This is a genomic window from Neisseria basseii (assembly GCF_962707005.1).
Taxonomy (GTDB): domain Bacteria; phylum Pseudomonadota; class Gammaproteobacteria; order Burkholderiales; family Neisseriaceae; genus Neisseria; species Neisseria bergeri.
Map to the genome: position 1 here is coordinate 22330 of NZ_CAUIXH010000016.1, position 21199 is coordinate 43528.

Below are 21199 nucleotides of genomic sequence, written 5' to 3' on the forward strand. Positions count from 1 at the left end.
TTCAGACGGCATCGGGTTCGGCATCGGCACGGGGAAAGGTTTGCCGGTTTGGCAATCGGCAAGCGGAAACCGCATTGACAAGTTTGCCGTTTTGATAAAACACCCCGTTGCCGGGGTGAAAGGGCGACATCATGAAATCCCTTGTTATCTGGCTGCTTCTGTTGGGCTCGGCGGCAGGCGTTTTCTACCATACCCAAAACCAATCCGTGCCGGCGGGCGAACTTGTCTATCCGTCCGCACCGCAAATCAGGGACGGCGGCGATGCGCTGCACTACCTCAACCGTATCCGCGCACAAATCGGTTTGCACGAGCTGGCACACGCGCCTGTATTGGAAAACTCCGCCCGCAGGCACGCACGCTACCTCACGCTTAATCCCGAAGACGGACACGGAGAATATCATCCCGACAATCCGCACTACACCGCACAAAAGCTGACCGAACGCACACGCCTTGCCGGGTATCTCTACAACGGCGTGCATGAAAACATCAGCACGGAAGAGGAAGCCGCCGAATCGTCCGACAGCGACATCCGCACGCAGCAACGCCAGGTTGACGGATTGATGAGCGCAATCTATCACCGCCTTTCCCTGCTTGACCGCCATACCGACGAAGCAGGTGCGGCATTTGTGCGCGAAAACGGCAAAACCGTCGTCGTATTCAATCAGGGCAACGGCAGGTTTGAGCGGCATTGCGCCCAAGGCAGAAATCAGCCCGAAGCGGGACGGAAATATTACCGCAACGCCTGCCACAACGGTGCGGTCGTGTACACCGACGAAGCCATGCCCGCAACGGAATTGCTTTATACCGCCTATCCGGTCGGAAGCGGCGCGCTGCCTTATTTTTACGGGGAACGTCCCGACCCCGTGCCGGAATATGAAATGACGGGTAATCCTGTCAGCATTAATTTTTCTGAGGCGGCAGGCAAAATTACGATGAAAAGTTTCAAGCTGTATCAGGGTAAAAACGAAATCCGCCCCGTCAGGGTTTTAACCGCCGGCAACGACCCCAACGGCAGGCTGACCGCGCACCAATTCGCGCTTTTCCCGCTCAAACCTTTGGAATACGGCACGCTCTATACGGCGGTATTCGACTATGTCCGCAACGGACGGCGCGCGCAGGCGAAATGGCAGTTTAGAACCCGAAAACCCGATTACCCTTATTTTGAGGTGAACGGCGGCGAGATGCTTGCGGTTAGAAAAGGCGAAAAATATTTCATCCACTGGCGCGGACGCTGGTGTTTGGACGCGTGTACCCGTTATACCTACCGGCAGCGGCTCGGCAGCCGCCTGTCCATAGGAAGGCACGAGGCGGGCGGCATCGTCTTCAGCGTTGGCGGAATGACAGGCAGCCGTATCACGCTTGCCCCGGAAGACAGCCCGGGACGCGGCGTTACCCTTTATTTACAGGATTGAATACATGACAGGCAGAACAGGCCGCAACGGCAGTACCCAAGCGCAACCCGAACGCGTCATGCTGGTGGGCGTAATGTTGGACAAAGACGGTACGGGCAGCAGTGCCGCCCGTCTGAACGGTTTTCAGACGGCATTGGCGGAAGCCATCGAGCTGGTCAAAGCGGCGGGCGGCAATCCCGTCATTGTGGAGACCACCAAACGCGACCGTCCGCACACCGCGCTGTTTGTCGGCACGGGCAAGGCGGCGGAGCTGTCGGAAGCAGTTGCCGCAGACGGCATCGATTTGGTCGTATTCAACCACGAACTCACGCCCACGCAGGAACGCAACCTTGAAAAAGAACTGAAATGCCGCGTATTGGACAGGGTAGGGCTGATTCTGGCGATTTTCGCCCGCCGCGCCCGTACGCAGGAAGGCAGGCTGCAAGTCGAGTTGGCACAATTAAGCCATTTGGCGGGACGCTTGATACGCGGTTACGGACATTTGCAAAGCCAGCGCGGCGGCATCGGCATGAAAGGACCGGGCGAAACCAAACTGGAAACCGACCGCCGATTGATCGCCCATCGGATCAATGCCTTGAAAAAACAGCTTGCCAACCTCAAAAAACAGCGCGTCCTGCGCCGCAAGTCCCGCGAATCGGGCAGAATCAAAACGTTTGCGCTGGTCGGCTATACTAATGTCGGCAAATCCAGCCTGTTCAACCGGCTGACCAAGTCGGGCATATATGCGAAAGACCAGCTTTTCGCCACACTCGACACGACGGCGCGGCGGCTGTACATCAGTCCCGAATGCAGCATTATCCTGACCGATACCGTCGGATTCGTCAGCGATTTGCCGCACAAACTGATTTCCGCCTTTTCCGCTACGCTGGAAGAAACCGCGCAAGCCGATGTACTGCTGCACGTCGTCGATGCCGCCGCCCCGAACAGCGGACAGCAGATTGAAGACGTGGAAAACGTACTGCAAGAAATCCATGCCGGCGATATTCCGTGCATCAAGGTGTACAACAAAACCGACCTGCTGCCGTCTGAAGAACAAAACACGGGCATATGGCGCGACGCTGCGGGAAAAATTGCCGCCGTCCGCATTTCCGTTGCTGAAAATACCGGTATAGACGCACTGCGCGATGCGATTGCCGAATATTGCGCAACCATGCCGACAACCGACGACGAGACCGAAATGCCATGAAAAAAACCTGTTTCCACTGCGGGCTGGACGTTCCCGAAAACCTGCATCTGACCGTCCGCTACGAAGGCGAAGACCGCGAAACCTGCTGCGCTGGTTGTCAGGCGGTGGCGCAAAGCATTATCGACGCGGGCTTGGGCAGTTATTACAAACAACGCACCGCCGACGCGCAAAAAACCGAACTGCCGCCCCAAGAAATCCTCGACCAAATCCGCCTGTACGACTTGCCCGAAGTCCAGTCCGACTTTGTGGAAACCCACGGCGGCACGCGCGAGGCGGTTTTAATGCTCGGCGGCATCACCTGCGCCGCCTGCGTCTGGCTGATCGAACAGCAGCTTTTGCGTACAGACGGCATCATCCGCATCGACCTCAATTACAGCACGCACCGCTGCCGCGTCGTCTGGGACGACGGCAAAATCCGCCTTTCCGACATTCTGTTGAAAATCCGGCAGACAGGCTACACCGCCGCACCCTATGACGCGCAGAAAATCGAAGCCGCCAACCAAAAAGAACGCAAACAATACATCGTCCGCCTCGCCGTTGCCGGACTGGGTATGATGCAGACGATGATGTTCGCGCTGCCGACCTACCTTTACGGCGGCGACATCGAACCCGATTTTTTGCAAATCCTCCATTGGGGCGGCTTCCTGATGGTGCTGCCCGTCGTATTCTATTGCGCCGTCCCGTTTTATCAAGGCGCATTGCGCGACTTGGAAAACCGCCGCGTCGGTATGGACACGCCGATTACCGTCGCCATCATCATGACCTTTATTGCTGGCGTTTACAGCCTCGCCACCAATGCGGGGCAGGGGATGTATTTCGAATCCATCGCGATGCTGCTGTTTTTCCTGCTGGGCGGACGCTTTATGGAACACATTGCCCGACGCAAGGCAGGAGATGCCGCCGAAAGGCTGGTGAAACTGATACCCGCCTTCTGCCACCGGATGCCCGGCTATCCTGCCGTACAGGATGTCCGCGAAGCCGCCGTCGTCAAGCTCCAAGCAGGCGATGTGGTGCTGGTCAAACCGGGAGAGACCATCCCCGTTGACGGCACGGTACTGGAAGGTGCAAGCACGGTTGACGAATCTATGCTGACCGGCGAGAGCCTGCCCGTCGCCAAAATGCCGTCTGAAAAAGTAACCGCAGGCACACTCAACACGCAAAGCCCCCTGATTATACGCACCGACCGCACCGGCGGCGGCACGCGCCTGTCCCATATCGTCCGCCTGCTCGACCGTGCCTTGGCGCAAAAACCGCGCACTGCCGAGTTGGCGGAACAATACGCCTCGTCTTTCATATTCGGCGAACTCCTGCTTGCCGTCCCCGTCTTCATCGGCTGGACGCTGTACGCCGACGCGCACACCGCGCTTTGGATTACCGTCGCCCTGCTGGTCATTACCTGTCCGTGCGCCTTATCGCTTGCCACGCCGACCGCGCTGGCGGCCTCGACCGGCACTTTGGCACGCGAAGGCGTTTTAATCGGCGGCAAACAAACCCTCGAAACCCTCGCCCAAACCACCGACATCATTTTCGACAAAACCGGCACGCTGACACAAGGCAATCCCGTTGTCCGCCGGATTGAACTGCTCGGCAGCATGACCGAAGCCCAAGTGCTGGCAGTGGCGCAAAGTTTGGAACAGCAGTCCGAACACCCGCTCGCGCGAGCCATCCTCAACTGCCGCATTTCAGGCGGCATCGCCCCCGAAATCCAAGTCGGACAACGCCTCAACCGCATCGGCGAAGGCGTGGGCGCACAACTGACCGTCAACGGCGAAACACAGGTTTGGGCATTGGGCAGGGCATCCTATGTCGCCGAAATTTCAGGTAAAGAACCGCAAACAGAAGGCGGCGGCAGTGCGGTTTACCTCGGCAGCCAGAGCGGTTTCCAAGCCGTGTTCTACCTGCAAGACCCGCTCAAAGACAGCGCGGCGGAGGCGGTGCGGAAGTTGGCAGGCAAAAAACTGACGCTGCACATCCTCAGCGGCGACCGCGAAACCGCCGTTGCCGAAACCGCCCGCGCCCTGGGTATCACGCACTACCGCGCCCAAGCAATGCCGGAAGACAAGCTGGAATATGTCAAAGCCTTACAAAAAGAAGGGAAAAAAGTGCTGATGATAGGCGACGGCATCAACGACGCGCCCGTTTTGGCTCAGGCAGACGTATCCGCCGCCGCAGCCGGCGGAACGGACATTGCCCGGGACGGCGCAGACATCGTTCTGCTCAACGAGGATTTGAACATCGTGCCGCATATGTTTGCCCAAGCCCGCCGCACGCAGCAGATTATCCGCCAAAACCTGGTATGGGCGAGCGCGTACAATATCATCGCCGTACCGCTTGCCGTTTTGGGCTATGTCCAACCGTGGATTGCCGCACTGGGTATGAGCTTCAGTTCGCTGGTCGTATTGGGCAACGCCATGCGGCTTCACAAGCAGGTGGACATGCCGTCTGAAAAAATACCGTCCGAACAATGACGGACGGCGTTGCTTTAGACGTATAGTTGATGTTTCAACACACAAGACGACACATAAAGCACCGCCCTATGTGTTGCCCTGATTTGAAAGGGGTTACGCCCCTCCCAAATAAAGTCTGATTCTACCGCTCTAAAGGGTGGGGTTTCAACCGAAAAGGAAACACGATGAAAACAAAAATGAGGCGATGGAACACCATCGTCATCCCCCCGCAGGTGGGAACCCATATGTCTGATTTTTCTTTTATTTTCAAATGCTAATTAACGGATAGGTCTGGATTCCCGCCTGCGCGTGAATGACGGAAATGTGCATTTCTAATTTTTACCCACTATATAGTGAATTAAATTTAAACCGGTACAGTGTTGGCTCGCCTTAGCTCAAAGAGAACGATTCTCTAAGGTGCTGAAGCACCAAGTGAATCGGTTCCGTACTATTTGTACTGTCTGCGGCTCGCCGCCTTGTCCTGATTTAAATTTAATTCACTATAAAAACCTCGAATCCTGATTGGCAGGATTCGGGGTTTTTGATTGCTGATGCCGTTCAGATGACATTTTCAAGCAGCTTATTGATCCACAAACGCACGCTCAATCAGGTAATCGCCGCGTACGCCTGTTTTCGGAGAGACGGTCAAACCGAAATCGTCCAAAACTTTGCAGGTGTCTTTCAGCATCGCGGGGCTGCCGCACAGCATGGCGCGGTCGTCTTGAGGATTGATTTTGGGCAGGCCGATGTCTTCAAACAGTTTGCCGCTTACCATCAGGTCGGTTAGGCGGCCGTGGTGTTCGAATTCTTCACGCGAAACAATCGGGTAGTAAATCAGTTTTTCTTTAACCAAGTCGCCGAGGTATTCGTGTTCGGGCAATTCTTTGGTAAAGCGGTCGTAGTACGCCAAATCTTTTTTGTAGCGCACGCCGTGTACGAGGATGATTTTTTCAAATTGCTCGTAAATTTCGGGGTCTTTGGTGATGCTCAAGAAAGGGGCGATGCCGGTACCGGTGCTCAACAGGTAAAGGTGTTTGCCTGGATTCAGGTCGCCGGCAACCAGAGTTCCGGTCGGTTTTTTGCTGATTAACACGTCGTCGCCGACTTTGAGGTGTTGCAGGCGGCTGGTCAGCGGGCCGTCTTGGACTTTAATGCTGAAAAATTCGAGGTGTTCTTCCCAGTTGGCGGAGGCGACGCTGTATGCGCGCATCAGCGGCTTGCCGTCCACCATCAGCCCGACCATGACGAATTGGCCGTTTTCAAAGCGCAACGATTCGTCGCGGGTGCAGGTAAAGGTAAAATATGCGTCTGTCCAGTGGTGTACGGACAATACTTTTTGGGTATTGAATGCTGCCATTTGGGTTTCCTGTCAGTAAAAGAAATGGATAGTGCTTGTTCGGGACGTGCGGCAGAGTGGAAATGTCTGCCCGATTCGGGATAAAGTCAAAATTCTAAACGAAACGGATGGTTGCGACAATGTTTGATGCGCGTTGGTTATATGCCGTCTGAAGGGCTTCAGACGGCATCGCGCGGCGGGCGCGGCTTACGGCGGCATATCGGCGAGGGAAATCAGGGAAATCGAGGCTGCCAGCCTGAGCGTGTCCCGTCCCCAGAGGGGGTGTTCCAGCCTTCGTATCGGGAGGATCGGTTTGACGGTGGCGGCAATCAGCTTTTGTATTTCGGCAGGCTGATCCGACAATACGCCGCCCCATTTTTCCGCAGCCGCTTCCAGCAGCCCGCCGTTTTTCAATATCAGCGCGGTCGAATGGATGTAGCAGAGCCAATCGCGGGCTTGGCATTGCGCTATGGTCAGGACTTCGGAAGGGTCGTCTTCAAAATCCAAAAAGCTGATGTTTTCCCCGTCCGACATCATATTCCGCGCAAACGCCTGACTGAGGAACTGCCGTTTTTTATGCACGCGTGCAATGGCTTCCAAACCGGCAAGCCAAGCGTCCGCCTTTCCGGCTTCGGCTTCTTGGCGGATTTGCGTATCGAGCGGGATGCCTTCCAAATTGCCGAACATAAGGGCATTTTTCCGGATGGCGAGCAATTCGGGAACGACTATCCCCGCCGAGCGCAATTCGTACAGGCGTTTTGATTCGGTTGCAATGGCAGGCTCGCCGCCGAGGCTGGGAACCGGCTTCAACACCCCCAGTTTCAAATATCGGGCAACCATACCGAGCAGCGCGTAACGCCATCGTGCATTGTGCCTGCCTGCTTTGCGTACCCATACCTTGGTTCCGTCGGCAAGCAGGTGGGGAGCGATGGCTGCCTCCTGTTTTGCCGCCAATTCGTCTAGCAGTATGGAAAAACGGGTTTCCTGCATAGGTAAGGTCATTTTCTTTCAATCTTAAGTTCGGACGGAATGCCGCCCATACGGAACATCAGGCAAGGGTTTGTTCGATGATGCCTTTTACCGCATCCGCACTGTTCGGCACGGTTTGCACGCGCTGCGGCAGGTTTTCCAAACCTTCCAGCGCGGCGGGGCGCGGAATGGCAACATCGCCGACGGCTTCGCGTATGGTCGCATCGAATTTCGCCGCCAACGCGGTTTCCAAACAAACCACCGTTTCACCTTCTTCGCGCACTTCGCGGGCGACTTTTACGCCGTCGGCAGTGTGTGGGTCGATGAGTTCTTGGTCTTGCTCGTAAACCTGTTTGATGGTGGCGAGGCGGTCGGCGTGGGTGGACTTGCCGGAAGTAAAGCCGTATTTACCGCCGACTTTGTCCAAGGCAAACCGCAGGTCAAAGCCTTTGCCCGCCGCCACTTCCGCCCAAAGCGTATTGATTTCATGAGGATCGCGATCCATCAGGTCGAACACGAAACGCTCGAAGTTGGACGCTTTGGAAATGTCCATCGACGGGCTGGAGGTAACATAAGTATGCTCGCTGTTGCGCGGGCGGTATGCGCCGGTTTTGAAAAACTCGTCCAACACATCGTTTTCATTGGTCGCAACAATCAGGCGGCGGATGGGCAAGCCCATTTGTTTGGCGATGTGTCCCGCGCAAACGTTGCCGAAGTTGCCGCTCGGCACGCAAAAGCTGACGGTTTCGTCATTGCTTGAAGTGGCGTTGAAATAGCCTGCAAAGTAATAAACCACTTGCGCGACGATGCGTCCCCAGTTGATCGAGTTGACCGTACCGATATGGTATTTTTCCTTGAATGCGGCATCGTTTTGCACCGCCTTCACAATGTCCTGACAGTCGTCAAACATCCCCTTCACGGCGATATTGTGGATATTCCCGTCTTGCAGGCTGTACATTTGCGCGCGTTGGAACGCGCTCATTTTACCGTCGGGCGACAACATAAATACGTTCACGCCCTTTTTGCCGCGCAAGGCATATTCCGCAGCCGAACCCGTATCGCCGCTGGTTGCGCCCAAGATATTGAGTTTTTTGCCTTCTTTGTTTAAAACATATTCAAACGCATTGCCCAAAAACTGCATCGCCATATCTTTGAACGCCAGCGTCGGGCCGTTGGACAAGGCTTGGATTTTGATGCCGTCTGAAAGCGTGCGGACGGGGGTGATTTCCTTAGTGCCGAACGCCGTTTCCGTGTAAGTACGGTTCAGAATATCGCGCAAATCGTCCCCCGGAATATCCGTAACGAACAGGCGCATAATTTCAAACGCCAATTCGGGATAAGCTAAACCGCGCCATTTGTCCAAGGTTTCCCGCCTGATTTGCGGATAATGTTCCGGCAGCATCAGCCCGCCGTCGGGGGCGAGCCCCATCAATAAAACTTCGCTGAACGGTTTGGGTGCGGTTTCGCCGCGTGTGCTGATGTAGTCCATCAAATTTTCCTTCTGTAAAAGTTGCAATAAAAACGGCTTCAGACGGCATTGCCGCCACACCTTTTGAAGATTTTAGCGGTACAGCCTGCCGAAGCAGGCGGAAACCGTTTTGGCGGTCAGGGCGGCAAGCGCCTGATTGCGCGTGGACGGATCCAGCATCTGCATCACATCGTTGCCGGTCATTCGTTCGGGTGCTTCTTGGGCGACGCAGCCGCAAATCTTGTTTTCCCATTCCGCCTGTTTTTCGGCACTCATCGCCAGCGCGGTCAAACGCCATTCGCTGCGTTTGTTCAATTCCGCGCGGCATTGGCTCTCGACCGCCATTTTGACGATACTGCCGCCCATACCCGTGCCGCCGTCCAAGCTGCCGAATGTGTTGCCGCCGCCGACGGCGCAGCCGCCAAGTAAGATTGCCACCGGCAAAATAGACAAGGTTTTATTCATCTCAATTCCTTTTCGGTTGAAACCCCGCCGTTTTATGGCGATAGGATCTGATTAGCCGCCCCGTTCGGGATAACGCGCAGGACGGAGTTTTATGCGCCGTTCCGATGTTGGAGCAAACCGTTTGAATATCCGGTTGAAGTCGGCAACATTATACTTCAATTGGGAAAATAAAAAATCCCGCCGCCGTCATTTTGCCTGTTTGCAAAAATGCCGTCTGAAAGCGGTTCAGACGGCATTTCATTGTGGTTTATCCTAGAGACTTGAATGGATTTAACCTATTGTTGCGATAAGGTTTCAATCATTCAGTCAAACTGATGGGAAATGGATAAGCGGATGTTGTACGATCCTTTTTTCCCGCCGGAAAACTCTTTTTCCGCATCGGCAAAGACATTCGTTTTTTTGCCTGTCCGCGCATTGTAGCCCAAGCCGACGGAATACCAAGTCCCCCTCGTATTCCATTTTTGAGCATAATTGCTGTTGCCTTCAAATGCCTTAAAGGAACGGCTGCCCAAAAATTCATGAAGGATATTGCCTTTGATATAGAAAAGTTTTTTGCCTTCGTCAAATTTTCTCACGACATCCAAACCCAAACGGCCTATCAGGCTGTTTACGTGGCTTAAGTTGACATTTATACCATTGTCGAGCCGGTAGCCCGCACCTCTCAAATAGGAATATTGCAACTGTACTTGCGGTGTAATCCGCCACAATTTATCGTCATCCAAAAATTTACGGCGGCCGTATTCGGTGCTGATAGAGAATAGGGTGTTGCTATATTTTCCCTCGCCCCATAATTGCCCCATATGATTTCGTGCAATCACACGGTTACGCAGTTTTCCTATTTTTAATACATTGTCGATATACCCTGTTTCGTCTCCTTCTTTATCTATGTATTGGGTAGTATTGTACAGAGCCAATTCATATTTTCTGATTTTGCCCTTGCCAAACGTATTCCATAATGATGTCCTGCCGTGGCCGTAGTCGAAACTTATGCCCCATTTGCGTTTTTTCTCCTGCTCGTTGAGGCTGAAGCGGTCATATCCGATTTCAAAATCGTTGTTATGAAACCTAAACGCATTGGATTGAATCAAACTGGTATGCGTCAGCCTTATCCAATCGCCTTCTTTTTTATCCAACGTTGAAAAAGCCCGCTCCCCTTCGCGTTTGGTATAAGTATCCAAAGTGAACGCATAATGTGCGGTTGAGTCGAACATATCATTGATATTTTTGATATTTCGGCTCGGATTGCCGGTAGCCTGTTTGACCAAATAGACATTTTGCCTGTTACCACCGGCATAAGTTTGATCGATATAATTATTTCCGGCTTTTTCCGTCGTCATTTCAGAGCCGTTAAAGGATTTATTATAGGCATCCTCGTTGTTTTTATCGCCGTTATGTGCGGAGTATTCGACAGTCAGGGCATCCTCCATAAGGTGCGTATCGTCAATATATTTTTTACCGTTCACAAATTCATTTTTTGAGTCTGTTACCGTAGCGAAACGCAAACGTTCGCCGTAATTCATACTGTCGAGCACTTCGGACAGATTTTTGACGACGACTTCTTGCGGAGTGGACGTTCCTTTTTTCACATAGAGCATATCGCTGTGAATGCCGTCTTTATTCAGATGCATCAAGAATTTATTGGCACCCGCCAATTCGCCGATATGTAAGGCGCGTCCGCTCGTTTTGCTGTTACTGTCAAAATCAACCGTACCTTCGCCGCTCAATTTATCCATCCAGCTTTGACCTGTCATCGTCCATAATGCGTCTTTGGCTAAATTAAGGTTAATTTCGCCCGCACTTTTGCTGTCTAACTTGCTAACATATTGTTCAAATAAATCTTTATGTTTGGAATCGGTTAAGCCGCTGAAATTATCCAAACGTCCCACTAAACGGCTGTTTGGTGTGAAATCTAATTCCACTTTGCCGTTATTTACCGCCAAGACATCGCCAGTCAAACGCATAACATTATCATCTGAATTATCTAACGGCGTAATGGAAACACTGCCGCCATCCGATACAGTTGCCCCATCAATACTGCTGTTGCCTTTATACCTTAAATTAATCAGGCTGTTATCCCTTCGGGCGATATTTGCTACGGCGGAATGAATCGTTATTTGCCCGTCTATGCTGACTTCACTTTTGTCTAATGAATGAATGGCGGCATTGCTTGCATGAATTGTATTGCTTGCGCCGGTTAAGGCTATTTTTGCAGCTTTTTCAGCATAGATTCCTAAGCTTTTTGAACTAATCTGGTTTGTACGGCTTGCACGAATGTTTTGACTTCCACCTTTACCCACCAAGGCAACCGCGTCGCCTTCAATGATATTATCCTTCCCATCTACATTGATTAAACCGCCCGCTTCAGAATACAGCCCAACTCGGGTGCTTTTTACCTCATTTTTATCTTTTGAAGACAAATTGACCGTACTTGTTGCACCGTAGGCATACACACCAAATTCCGCATCGGATAATGTGTTTTTATTTTCGGCGATCAAATCCACCTTTGCCTTGTTGTAGGCAAAAACATTATATTTCAGGCTTGAAATAGAATTATTTTTCCCCTCAAGGACGATTGAGGAGTCGCTTGAACGCAAACCGCTTGTTCCGCCTTGTACGATATTATCGTTCTTCGCAGACAGTTCGACTTTTGCCTTATTCCAAGAATAAATGCTGTTATGGTCAAATCCCCCATTTAATGCCCTAGATTTTTCACTGATTTCACTCTTAACGATATTATTCTCGCCAACCAGTTTGACCAGCGATTTGTCGTCATAGGCAAAGATGCCGTTGGAACCTCGTTTGGATTGATAAGAGTCTGCTCCCTTTAATATGTCAGAGTTGTTTACATAATCCGCATCCGCATCGCCGGATTTTATGGTAACGATATTATCTCCGCCGGCTTCCAGTATGATTTTGTTTCCGTCATCCCTTGTTCCAGGTCTTGCCCCCGTTCTGTTAATCAGAGTCGAAATGCCGTCGCTGCTGTATGCGGCGTTTTCCACGGTAATTTTATTGTTTTCTTTCGCCTTGAGGGTAATCGTGGCATTTCCGTGAGCGGTAATCCCTTCTTGGTTCATCGGATTACCCCCTATCTCAATGATATTGTTTGCCGCATTCAAAACTACATCGCTGTCAATCGTGGATTGAACCCCCACCCTGTATAGTTCTGGCGAATTATTGGGGTTTTTTTCTTTCCAGGCATTGATTAAAGCCGTATTGGTGTCCGGATTTTTAACCCGGACAATATTATCCCCCTCGGCTTCAAGCGTTGCTTTTGCAGAATGCGACGCGATAATGCCTTTTACGGAGGCGTGGTGTTTTACATTTAAATTAACTTCATTATTCCCCTTGTTCGCTTTGAGCTTGACAGTGCTGATGCCGTCAAGGGAAGGTTGGGTAAGATCGCTTGATTGATTATTGATGAAAATGCCCGTCGTGTGTCCGGAATAGGGGGAGTTGGACTGGAGACCGTTTACGCCCAATCCCAAGCCGTCGCCCTCAGTGGCGATGGATATTTTATTGTTATTCCCCGTTAATACGGTATTGGATTTAAAAGCCGTTTCAATACCCCTTAAAAAACTTGTACTCTCAACTTTTCCTGCCGGCATAGGGTCGGCAAGCTTCCCTTTAATCGCAACCACATTATCGCCGTCTTCGGCAGTCAGATTAACATCGGTATTGCGGAGGTTGTGAATACCGAAATGGTGTGTGTCTTTATGAACGTTAACGTTCATATTGAACAAATTGCCTGTTTTTGAATGAAAGGATATGCTGCCTTTGTCATTTTTTTCATCGGGGGGGGGTAATAGTGTTGACATACCGCACTAAGGCACTATTGTTTTCCAAAGTTTTTTTTGTGATCGGATCTGTTACCTTATCGGCAACATTCAAATTAAATTGAATTTTTCCTTTAGCATCCAAATGGATATTTTCGGAATAAGGATGCACATCAACAGATTGGAAATTATTATTGAAAATAATGTCATTATTGCTTTTTACCAATAATTCAGGCGTATATCCCAATTGTGGGTCCGCAAAAGATTGGATGCCGTAAACGCCGTTGACCAGTAAGTTTCCATCTGCTCCGTTTCCGGTGGTAATGACTTCTAATTTCCTACGGGTTTCCCCTTTCTGCCAATAAGGCAAAATAGTTTGCTTTACTGTGATCTTACCCCCCTTCCAAGTTGAAACTGAACCTAATCTTTGCGGGTCCGGTTGCAAAGATACATACTCTACATTTTCAACTTCATATTCAGCAGCGTTAGCCTCAAAACATAATGCCGATTGAATCAACAAAGCAATGGTAGATAAAGCAAATTTTCTATTTTGTTTCATCAAAGTCTCCTTAATGTTTAATTGAAATCCTGATTTGCGTATTGTTATGCCGGTGCGGAATCGGTCTCCGTGCCGGATATATCTGTGTGAAGTCTCTCGTCTTTCCCAGTATGCGCCTAATATCGGCTTAAGGCAAACGGCGGGGCGGTATCTGTATGCGGCACGCCGCCTTTCCCTGCCGTATAATCATATTGTTTGAAAACCTGTTGACGGAGCCGTTATGACCGATTTGTTTGTCCGAGAACCCGACGCGCCGCTTGCCGAACGATTGCGTCCGCATACGCTTGACGACGTGGTGGGGCAGGAACACCTCATCGGCGAAGGTAAACCTTTGCGCGTGGCGGTAGAAGGCGGGAAGCCGCATTCTATGCTGCTGTGGGGGCCGCCGGGCGTGGGCAAGACGACGTTGGCGCGGATTTTGGCGCAGAGTTTCAATGCCCAGTTTCTGCCGGTTTCCGCCGTGTTTTCCGGCGTGAAGGACATACGCGGGGCAATCGACAAGGCAGAAATCGCTTTGCAGCAGGGACGCGCGACGATTTTGTTTGTCGACGAAGTCCACCGCTTCAACAAGGCGCAGCAGGACGCGTTTTTGCCTTATGTGGAAAACGGTTTGCTGACCTTTATCGGCGCGACGACGGAAAACCCGTCGTTTGAAGTCAACCCCGCGCTGTTGAGCCGCGCGCAGGTGTATGTTTTGCAACCCTTGTCTTCAGATGGCCTCAAAAAACTGATTGCCAAAGTGTCGGCGTTGCCCGAATACCGGGATTTCACGATTGAAGCCGACGCGCAGGAGCTGCTCGTCAATACCGCCGACGGCGATGCGCGCAGATTGTTGAATTTATTGGAACAACTTTTACGCGCCGCCGATACGCGCCGTCTGAAAACCCTGACAGCCGAATTTCTCGCCGACAGTCTCGGGGCGCAAATCCGCCGTTTTGACAAAGGCGGCGAAAGTTTCTACAACCAAATCTCCGCCCTGCACAAATCCGTGCGCGGTTCGCATCCTAACGCCGCGCTGTATTGGTTTTGCCGTATGCTCGACGGCGGCACCGACCCGCGCTACCTCGCCCGCCGCATCGTGCGTATCGCTTGGGAAGACATAGGTCTTGCCGACCCGCGCGCCTTTCAAATTGCCAACGATGCCGCCGCCACCTTTGAACGCTTAGGCTCGCCCGAAGGCGAACTCGCACTGGCGCAAGCCGTGCTGTACCTTGCCGCCGCCGCCAAATCCAACGCGGGCTACAAGGCATACAACCAAATGCGCCGTTTCGTTAAAGAAAACGCCAGCGACGAAGTGCCCGTCCACCTGCGCAACGCCCCAACCAAGTTAATGAAGGAATTGGGCTACGGACGCGAATACCGCTACGCCCACGACGAACCGAACGCCTACGCCGCCGGCGAAAGCTATATGCCCGACGGCTTGGACGAACCGGACTTTTACCAACCCGTCCCGCGCGGGCTGGAAATCAAAATCGGCGAAAAACTGGCGTGGCTCAAATCGCTGGATGAAGAGGCATTGCCCAAGGGATAGGGCGGATTGGTGCAGGGCGGCTTCCTGCCGTGTTGTTTGACAGGCGCGGCGGATTTTGCCGACTTGGCGTTTTGCTCCATCTTGACTGCCTGCCGCAAAAGCCTTCAGACGGCATTTCGAGCCTCGGGATGCCGTCTGAACGCGTGCCGCCCTTGCCGTGCCGGTTGCGGAACGATTCGGGGTTCGTCGGCACGGGCTTTGCGGCGGCTGAAACGGCTTTTGCGCCACCGCTTATTTTTCAGACCGGGTTTTAACGATCCGCCGCTGCCGTCCGTTTGCAGGGAAGGGCGGCGATGCCGTCTGAAGGCGGTGTGGCGCGTCGGTGTTTAGATGCTTCAGCACACAGGACGGCACATAAAGCACCGCACGATGAATCGGGTTTTGAAGTTTGAGATGCCGTCTGAAGGCGGGAAAGCCCGCTTCAGACGGCATCGGGGCTTTATCCGTTGTATCGGGCTGAGTCATTTGATTATTTTATTTTTGGAACGGTTTTATGGTTGCCGAAAAATATGTTATCGAAAGCGGATTTCCTTATCCGATGGGGGCGATGCCGATGGACGGCGGGGTCAATTTCGCCTTGTTTTCAGGCAATGCCGAAAAAGTGGAACTGTGCCTGTTTGATGATGGAAACAGGGAAACGCGCTTGGTGCTGCCTTCGCACGAAGGCACGGTGTTTTACGGCTTTGTGCGCGGAATCGGCGCGGGGCAGCGTTACGGCTACCGCGTGTACGGCAGGGTGGACGCGGAGGCGGAATCCTGTTTCAATCCGCAAAAGCTGCTGCTCGATCCGTATGCGCGGCAGACCGACGGCAAACCGGGTTTCCGCAATGCGGAAGAGATGGCATGGTTCAGACCGGAGGACGGGCGCGACAACGCGGCGTTCGCGCCCAAAAGCGTGGTGCGTGGCGATGACGGTTTCGACTGGGGCGGCGACCGCCGTCCGCGCGTCCCTTTGGCGCAAACCGTGATTTACGAGGCGCACGTCAAGGGGCTGACCAAACAGTTTCCCGATTTGGCACACGCCGGCACATACCGCGCCCTGTCCGATACGCGCGTGATTGCCTATTTGAAGGATTTGGGCGTTACCGCGGTCGAGCTGCTGCCGGTTCAGCAGCATCTTGACGAATACCATTTGCAGCAGGCGGGGCTGTCGAACTATTGGGGTTACAACACTTGCGCCCATTTCGCAGTCGAGCCGTCCTATGCGGCGGAGGCGGAACAGGCTGCGGCAGAGCTGAAACAGGCGGTCAAATCGCTGCACGCGGCAGGTTTGGAAGTGATTTTGGACGTGGTGTACAACCATACCGCCGAACAGGACGAAACCGGCGCGATGCTGTGCCAGCGCGGTATCGACAATGCGCGCTGGTATTGGCACAAGCCGCACGGCGGTTATGAAAACTGGTCGGGCTGCGGCAACACGCTGCGTATTGCCGACCGCGATGTGGCGCGTTGGGCTGCGGACAGCCTGCGCTATTGGGCGGAACACTTCCATATAGACGGTTTCCGCTTCGACTTGGGAACGGTTTTGGGACGCGGGCCGGATTTCCGAACGGACGGGCATTTTTTCCAAACGCTTTACCAAGACCCCGTGCTGGCAGATGTGAAACTGATTGCCGAAGCGTGGGACATCGGCGGCGACGGCTACCGTTTGGGGCAGTTTCCGCCGCCGTTTGCCGAATGGAACGGACGTTTCCGCGACGATATGCGCGCGTTTTGGGTGTGGGAAAACGGCAATTTGGGAGCGTTTGCCGAACGTCTGGCCGGCTCGTCCGACCTGTTCCGGCACGGCGGACGCAAGCCCTCGGCAAGCCTCAACTTCATTACCGCACACGACGGCTTCACCCTGCGCGACCTGGTCAGTTACAACGAAAAACACAACGATGCCAACGGCGAGGGCAACCGCGACGGACACAACGGCAACATCAGCTACAACCACGGCATCGAAGGCGCGGCCGGCGACGCGGACATACGGCAAAGCCGCGAATACACCGCCAAAGCACTGCTTGCCTCGCTGTTCCTTTCCAACGGCATCCCGATGCTGCTCGGCGGCGACGAGTTCGGCAACAGCCAGCAGGGCAACAACAATGCCTATTGCCAAGACAGCCCGATTGCGTGGCTCGATTGGCAGGACGCGGACGAAATGTTGCAGGTTTACACGAAATCGCTGATTGCCCTGCGTCGGAAAATCGGAATTTTGAACGAAAACATCTGGTGGACGGAGGGCAGGGTGCGCTGGCTGAATGCCGACGGTGTGCCGATGAATCATGAAAACTGGCACGACAGGACGGCGAAATCGATGCAGGTTCTGCTTGACGGAGAATGGCTGCTGTTGGTCAACGGTGCGCGTAATCGGCAGTTTTTTAACCTGTCTCAAGGACGGTGGCAGGTTTCTTGCGTACCATCGGAGAAATTTAATTACAATACTTCTGAAAATCGGTTTGCCGCCGGACATATGGGCATTTGGGTTTTGAAGCAGGAAGCATGACCCGCCCGAACACAAAGAACATAAATAAAAGAAATGTCGTCTGAACCGGCTACCCTTCAGACGGCATACGGAAACCTATTTTTCAATCACCCCGCAGAGAAAGGCTGTTTCACATGGCTCAAAAACTTCCCATTTCCGGTTTCGACTACGTCATGCCCAAACCGGATGCCGAGACCATCCGCAAGGCAATCGTCTATAAGCTGATTTTCATCTTGGGCGCAGACCCCAAAGATGCCAACGAACACCAATGGCTCAACGCCGCGATGCTTGCCGCACGCGACCTGATTGCCGAAGACTTCCTGAAAACCCGCCGCGCCCACATCGAAAACGGGAAGCGTATGGTTTACTACCTGTCTATGGAATTCCTGCTCGGCCGCGCATTTGTCAACGCCCTGATCAACGAAGGCGTTTACGCCGAATTTGAAGAGGCGTTCCGCCAACTGGGCAAAGCGTTCGCCGACGTTTGCGAACAAGAACAAGACCCGGGTTTGGGCAACGGCGGTTTGGGCCGCCTTGCCGCCTGCTTCTTGGATTCGCTCGCCACTTTGCGGATTCCGGCAATGGGCTACGGCATCCGCTACCAATACGGTATGTTCAAACAGGAAATCGCGGACGGACAGCAGGTCGAAAAACCCGATTTGTGGCTGGATCAGGATTTGGCTTGGCAGTTTGCCCGTCCGAACAAACAGTATTCTGTCCGTTTCGGCGGTCAGCTTCTGAATATGGGCGGCAAAAAAGAATGGCTGCCCGAAGAAGAAATCTCCGCGATGGCATACGACGAAATCATCCCGGGCTACGGCGGCGAATGTGCCAACCCGTTGCGCTTGTGGACGGCGCACGCCGGCAAACTGTTCAACCTTGCCGACTTCAACAAGGGCGACTATGCCTCTGCCGTCCGCGCGCAAAACAGCGACGAAAACATCTCCCGCGTCCTCTATCCGAACGATTCCACCGACAGCGGCAGAGAGCTGCGCCTGAAACAGGAATATTTCCTTGTTTCCGCCTCGGTTCAAGACATCGTCGCACGCCACAAATGCCGTTTCCCGAGCGTTGAAAACCTTGCCGACAAAGCCGCCATCCACCTGAACGACACCCATCCCGTGCTTGCCATTCCCGAGCTGATGCGCATCTTGATCGACGAAGAGGGTATCGAATGGACAAAAGCATGGGAAATGTGCTGCAAAATCTTCTCCTACACCAACCACACACTGATGAGCGAAGCCTTGGAAACCTGGCCGGTCGAGCTGATGGCGCGCCTGCTGCCCCGACATCTGGACATCGTCTTTGAGATCAACGCCCGCTTCCTCAACAGCGTACAGGAACAGGGTTTTGGTGAAGACTTTGTCCGCCGCGTCTCTATCATCGACGAAACCCACGGCCGCCGCGTGCGTATGGGTTGGCTTGCCGTCATCGGTTCGCACAAGGTCAACGGCGTGGCAAAAATCCACTCCGACCTGATGGTCAACACCATTTTTGCGGACTTCGCCAAAGTGTTCCCCGAACGCTTTACCAACGTAACCAACGGCGTAACCCCGCGCCGTTGGATCAACATCGCCAATCCCGAGTTGACCAAGTTCCTCGACAAACATTTGGGCGGAGACGACTGGCGTTTGCATTTGGACAAGCTGACCAAGCTCAACGGCACGGCGGACGATGCCGCCGTGCAGGCGGAATTCGGCGCAGTGAAAAAAGCCGCCAAAGAACGCCTCGCCAAATACATCGAAACCGAGCTGGGCATCAAAGTCAGCACCGACGCGCTTTTCGACATCCAAATCAAACGCATCCACGAGTACAAACGCCAAGCTTTGAACGTGATGCACATCGTGGACCGCTACAATAAAATCTTGGAAAACCCCGATTACGATTGGCAGCCGCGCGTGTTTATCTTTGCCGGCAAAGCCGCATCCGCCTACTATATGGCGAAAAAAATCATCCGCCTGATTAACGATGTGGCACGCGTCATCAACAACGACACCCGCATCCGCGACCTGATTAAAGTCGTGTTCATCCCGAATTACAGTGTCAGCCTCGCACAAATCATCATTCCTGCCGCCGATTTGCACGAACAAATCTCACTGGCGGGGACGGAAGCATCCGGCACCGGCAATATGAAATTTGCCCTCAACGGCGCAATCTGTATGGGTACGCTGGACGGCGCGAACGTTGAAATTTTGGAAAAAGTCGGCGCGGACAACTGCTATATCTTCGGAAACACCGTCGAACAAGTCGAAGAAATCCGCCGCAACGGTTACGACCCCTTGGGCTATATCGAGCGCGACAGCGACCTGCGCCGCGTCGTCAACCAAATCAGCCAAGGCGCGTTCTCGCCGGAAGAGCCGGGCCGCTACAAAGACGTGTTGCAGCCGTACGGCGATTTCTATCAACTGATGGCGGATTTCCGCAGCTACATCGACACGCAATACAAAGCGGACGGACACTACCGCAACACCTCCGCGTGGCGCAAATCAGCCTTGATGAACATTGCCAATATGGGCTTTTTCTCATCCGACCGCGCCATTGCCGACTACTGTCGCGATATTTGGCACATCGAGCCATTGAGCGAAAAAGAATTGCCCGGCAAAAATTAAGCGTTGAGCAGATGGCAAAAGCCGATACATCGGAAAGGTGTATCGGCTTTTTTATATTTGCTGTTTTTGAATTGGATAACAAACTTAAAAGACCGTCTGAAAATTTTCAGACGACCTTTTAAAATTTAACTGCCATTTTACAGGATACTTGTAGCCTTACTTTGTCTTATTTGAGATTCTCCAATAGTTTTCCCCCATCAGTAATCTGAGATAATGTTTGGGCAAAAGGAAAAGAACGTCCCAAAATGGATTTAACCTGTTTTGCTTTGATTGGATTTTGACTTAAATCGATAAAATGTTCTAGTTTCTGAAAAAATGTTTTATTATCAACACCGTAATGATGAGTTTTCTCTATGATTCCTGTTGCTTGACCATATGCAACAATTCCTTGTCCAGAGGCGTATAGGAATACATAGTCTCCTTTTTTAATCCGACAGATTTTTTCTTTGTAGCCATCTTCAAATGCAGCAGCTACTTGGTTTGTCATCATAAAATTATGGTCTTCCAGGTCGTTGGCACTATTAGTATTTAATAAGAAATATCGTGTTGTAGTTGAATTATCAAATTCTTCTTCTTTTTGTTTGTCAATCATTCGTTTGTTCTCCCAGTCTTGAATAATGAATTCTTGAATTAAATCATTGATGATATCTTGGCGGGTTGTTTCCCAAGCATCGGCAAGCTCTTGCAAAATCAAATCATCTTTAATGGATAAACGTAAACTCAACGTAATCTTATTTTGATTTCGTTGGTTGTATATTTCTGTGCGGCGGTCGATAAAGCTATTAGGCATAATTATATCCTTTTGTTTTAGGGTTAAATAAAATATCAGGAGGAGGGGATTCATTCTTGATGGTGAGTATTATGTTACATTTCTATTTTTTAATGCAATAAAAATTACTCTTAAATTATTCTTAATTTATTATATTATTATTTTTATTTAGAATAAACTATAATAATGACTTTTATGGGAGGTTCTG

General features: G+C 52.3%; 13 protein-coding genes and 1 pseudogene. 6 read left to right on the forward strand and 8 right to left on the reverse strand.

Going from position 1 to position 21199, the window contains the following annotated elements; all coding sequences use genetic code 11:
- Position 1: 1 nt before the first annotated feature.
- Entirely contained in the window at positions 2-133 is a 132-nt protein-coding gene (locus tag Q9I99_RS08500; protein ID WP_301667688.1) for a hypothetical protein, read from the reverse strand.
- Here Q9I99_RS08500 and Q9I99_RS08505 point away from each other — a divergent pair.
- Genes Q9I99_RS08505 through Q9I99_RS08515 form a run of 3 tightly spaced genes read left to right on the forward strand, consistent with a single transcriptional unit; the run spans position 132 to position 5066 of the window.
- On the forward strand, positions 132-1412 hold the full coding sequence (locus Q9I99_RS08505) for a CAP domain-containing protein (RefSeq protein WP_301667687.1): 1281 nt from the start codon (positions 132-134) through the stop codon (positions 1410-1412). The two genes, Q9I99_RS08500 and Q9I99_RS08505, sit on opposite strands and share 2 nt — an antisense overlap.
- Before the next feature lie 4 nt (positions 1413-1416).
- Positions 1417-2598 carry a GTPase HflX gene (hflX, locus tag Q9I99_RS08510; protein ID WP_301667686.1) on the forward strand — a complete coding sequence of 394 codons (1182 nt, stop codon included), beginning with the start codon at positions 1417-1419 and terminating at the stop codon, positions 2596-2598.
- Positions 2595-5066, forward strand: coding sequence for a heavy metal translocating P-type ATPase (locus tag Q9I99_RS08515; RefSeq protein ID WP_301667685.1), 2472 nt, complete (start codon positions 2595-2597; stop codon positions 5064-5066). The genes hflX and Q9I99_RS08515 overlap by 4 nt, the downstream gene beginning before the upstream one ends.
- Before the next feature lie 559 nt (positions 5067-5625).
- Here Q9I99_RS08515 and Q9I99_RS08520 read toward each other — a convergent pair.
- From Q9I99_RS08520 to Q9I99_RS08540, 5 genes and pseudogenes are all read right to left on the reverse strand, one after another.
- Positions 5626-6402: a ferredoxin--NADP reductase gene (locus Q9I99_RS08520; RefSeq protein ID WP_002213456.1), complete on the reverse strand. Its 777-nt coding sequence runs from the start codon at positions 6400-6402 to the stop codon at positions 5626-5628.
- Positions 6403-6588: 186 nt separating this feature from the next.
- Complete coding sequence (locus Q9I99_RS08525; protein ID WP_301667681.1) at positions 6589-7383, reverse strand: BUD32 family EKC/KEOPS complex subunit; 795 nt, start codon at positions 7381-7383, stop codon at positions 6589-6591.
- A gap of 46 nt (positions 7384-7429) precedes the next feature.
- Positions 7430-8839 (reverse strand): threonine synthase, encoded by a 1410-nt coding sequence (gene thrC, locus Q9I99_RS08530; RefSeq protein ID WP_301667680.1) that lies wholly within the window; start codon positions 8837-8839, stop codon positions 7430-7432.
- A 72-nt stretch (positions 8840-8911) separates the two neighbouring features.
- Positions 8912-9283: a hypothetical protein gene (locus Q9I99_RS08535; RefSeq protein WP_301667679.1), complete on the reverse strand. Its 372-nt coding sequence runs from the start codon at positions 9281-9283 to the stop codon at positions 8912-8914.
- A gap of 302 nt (positions 9284-9585) precedes the next feature.
- A pseudogene (locus Q9I99_RS08540) lies at positions 9586-13306 on the reverse strand (autotransporter outer membrane beta-barrel domain-containing protein).
- Positions 13307-13838: 532 nt separating this feature from the next.
- On the opposite strand from Q9I99_RS08540, the gene Q9I99_RS08550 reads away from it, so the two are divergent.
- Positions 13839-15149 carry a replication-associated recombination protein A gene (locus Q9I99_RS08550; RefSeq protein WP_301667677.1) on the forward strand — a complete coding sequence of 437 codons (1311 nt, stop codon included), beginning with the start codon at positions 13839-13841 and terminating at the stop codon, positions 15147-15149.
- Between the two features lie 231 nt (positions 15150-15380).
- Here Q9I99_RS08550 and Q9I99_RS08555 read toward each other — a convergent pair whose 3' ends face one another.
- Complete coding sequence (locus Q9I99_RS08555) at positions 15381-15581, reverse strand: hypothetical protein (protein ID WP_301667676.1); 201 nt, start codon at positions 15579-15581, stop codon at positions 15381-15383.
- A 61-nt stretch (positions 15582-15642) separates the two neighbouring features.
- On the opposite strand from Q9I99_RS08555, the gene glgX reads away from it, so the two are divergent.
- Both glgX and Q9I99_RS08565 read left to right on the forward strand, forming a co-directional pair.
- Positions 15643-17634, forward strand: coding sequence for a glycogen debranching protein GlgX (glgX, locus tag Q9I99_RS08560; RefSeq protein WP_301667675.1), 1992 nt, complete (start codon positions 15643-15645; stop codon positions 17632-17634).
- A gap of 113 nt (positions 17635-17747) precedes the next feature.
- Positions 17748-20222, forward strand: coding sequence for a glycogen/starch/alpha-glucan phosphorylase (locus tag Q9I99_RS08565; protein WP_301667674.1), 2475 nt, complete (start codon positions 17748-17750; stop codon positions 20220-20222).
- A gap of 166 nt (positions 20223-20388) precedes the next feature.
- On the opposite strand, the gene Q9I99_RS08570 is transcribed toward Q9I99_RS08565, so the two are convergent.
- Positions 20389-21012 carry a hypothetical protein gene (locus Q9I99_RS08570; protein WP_107819215.1) on the reverse strand — a complete coding sequence of 208 codons (624 nt, stop codon included), beginning with the start codon at positions 21010-21012 and terminating at the stop codon, positions 20389-20391.
- Between the last annotated feature and the right edge of the window lie 187 nt (positions 21013-21199).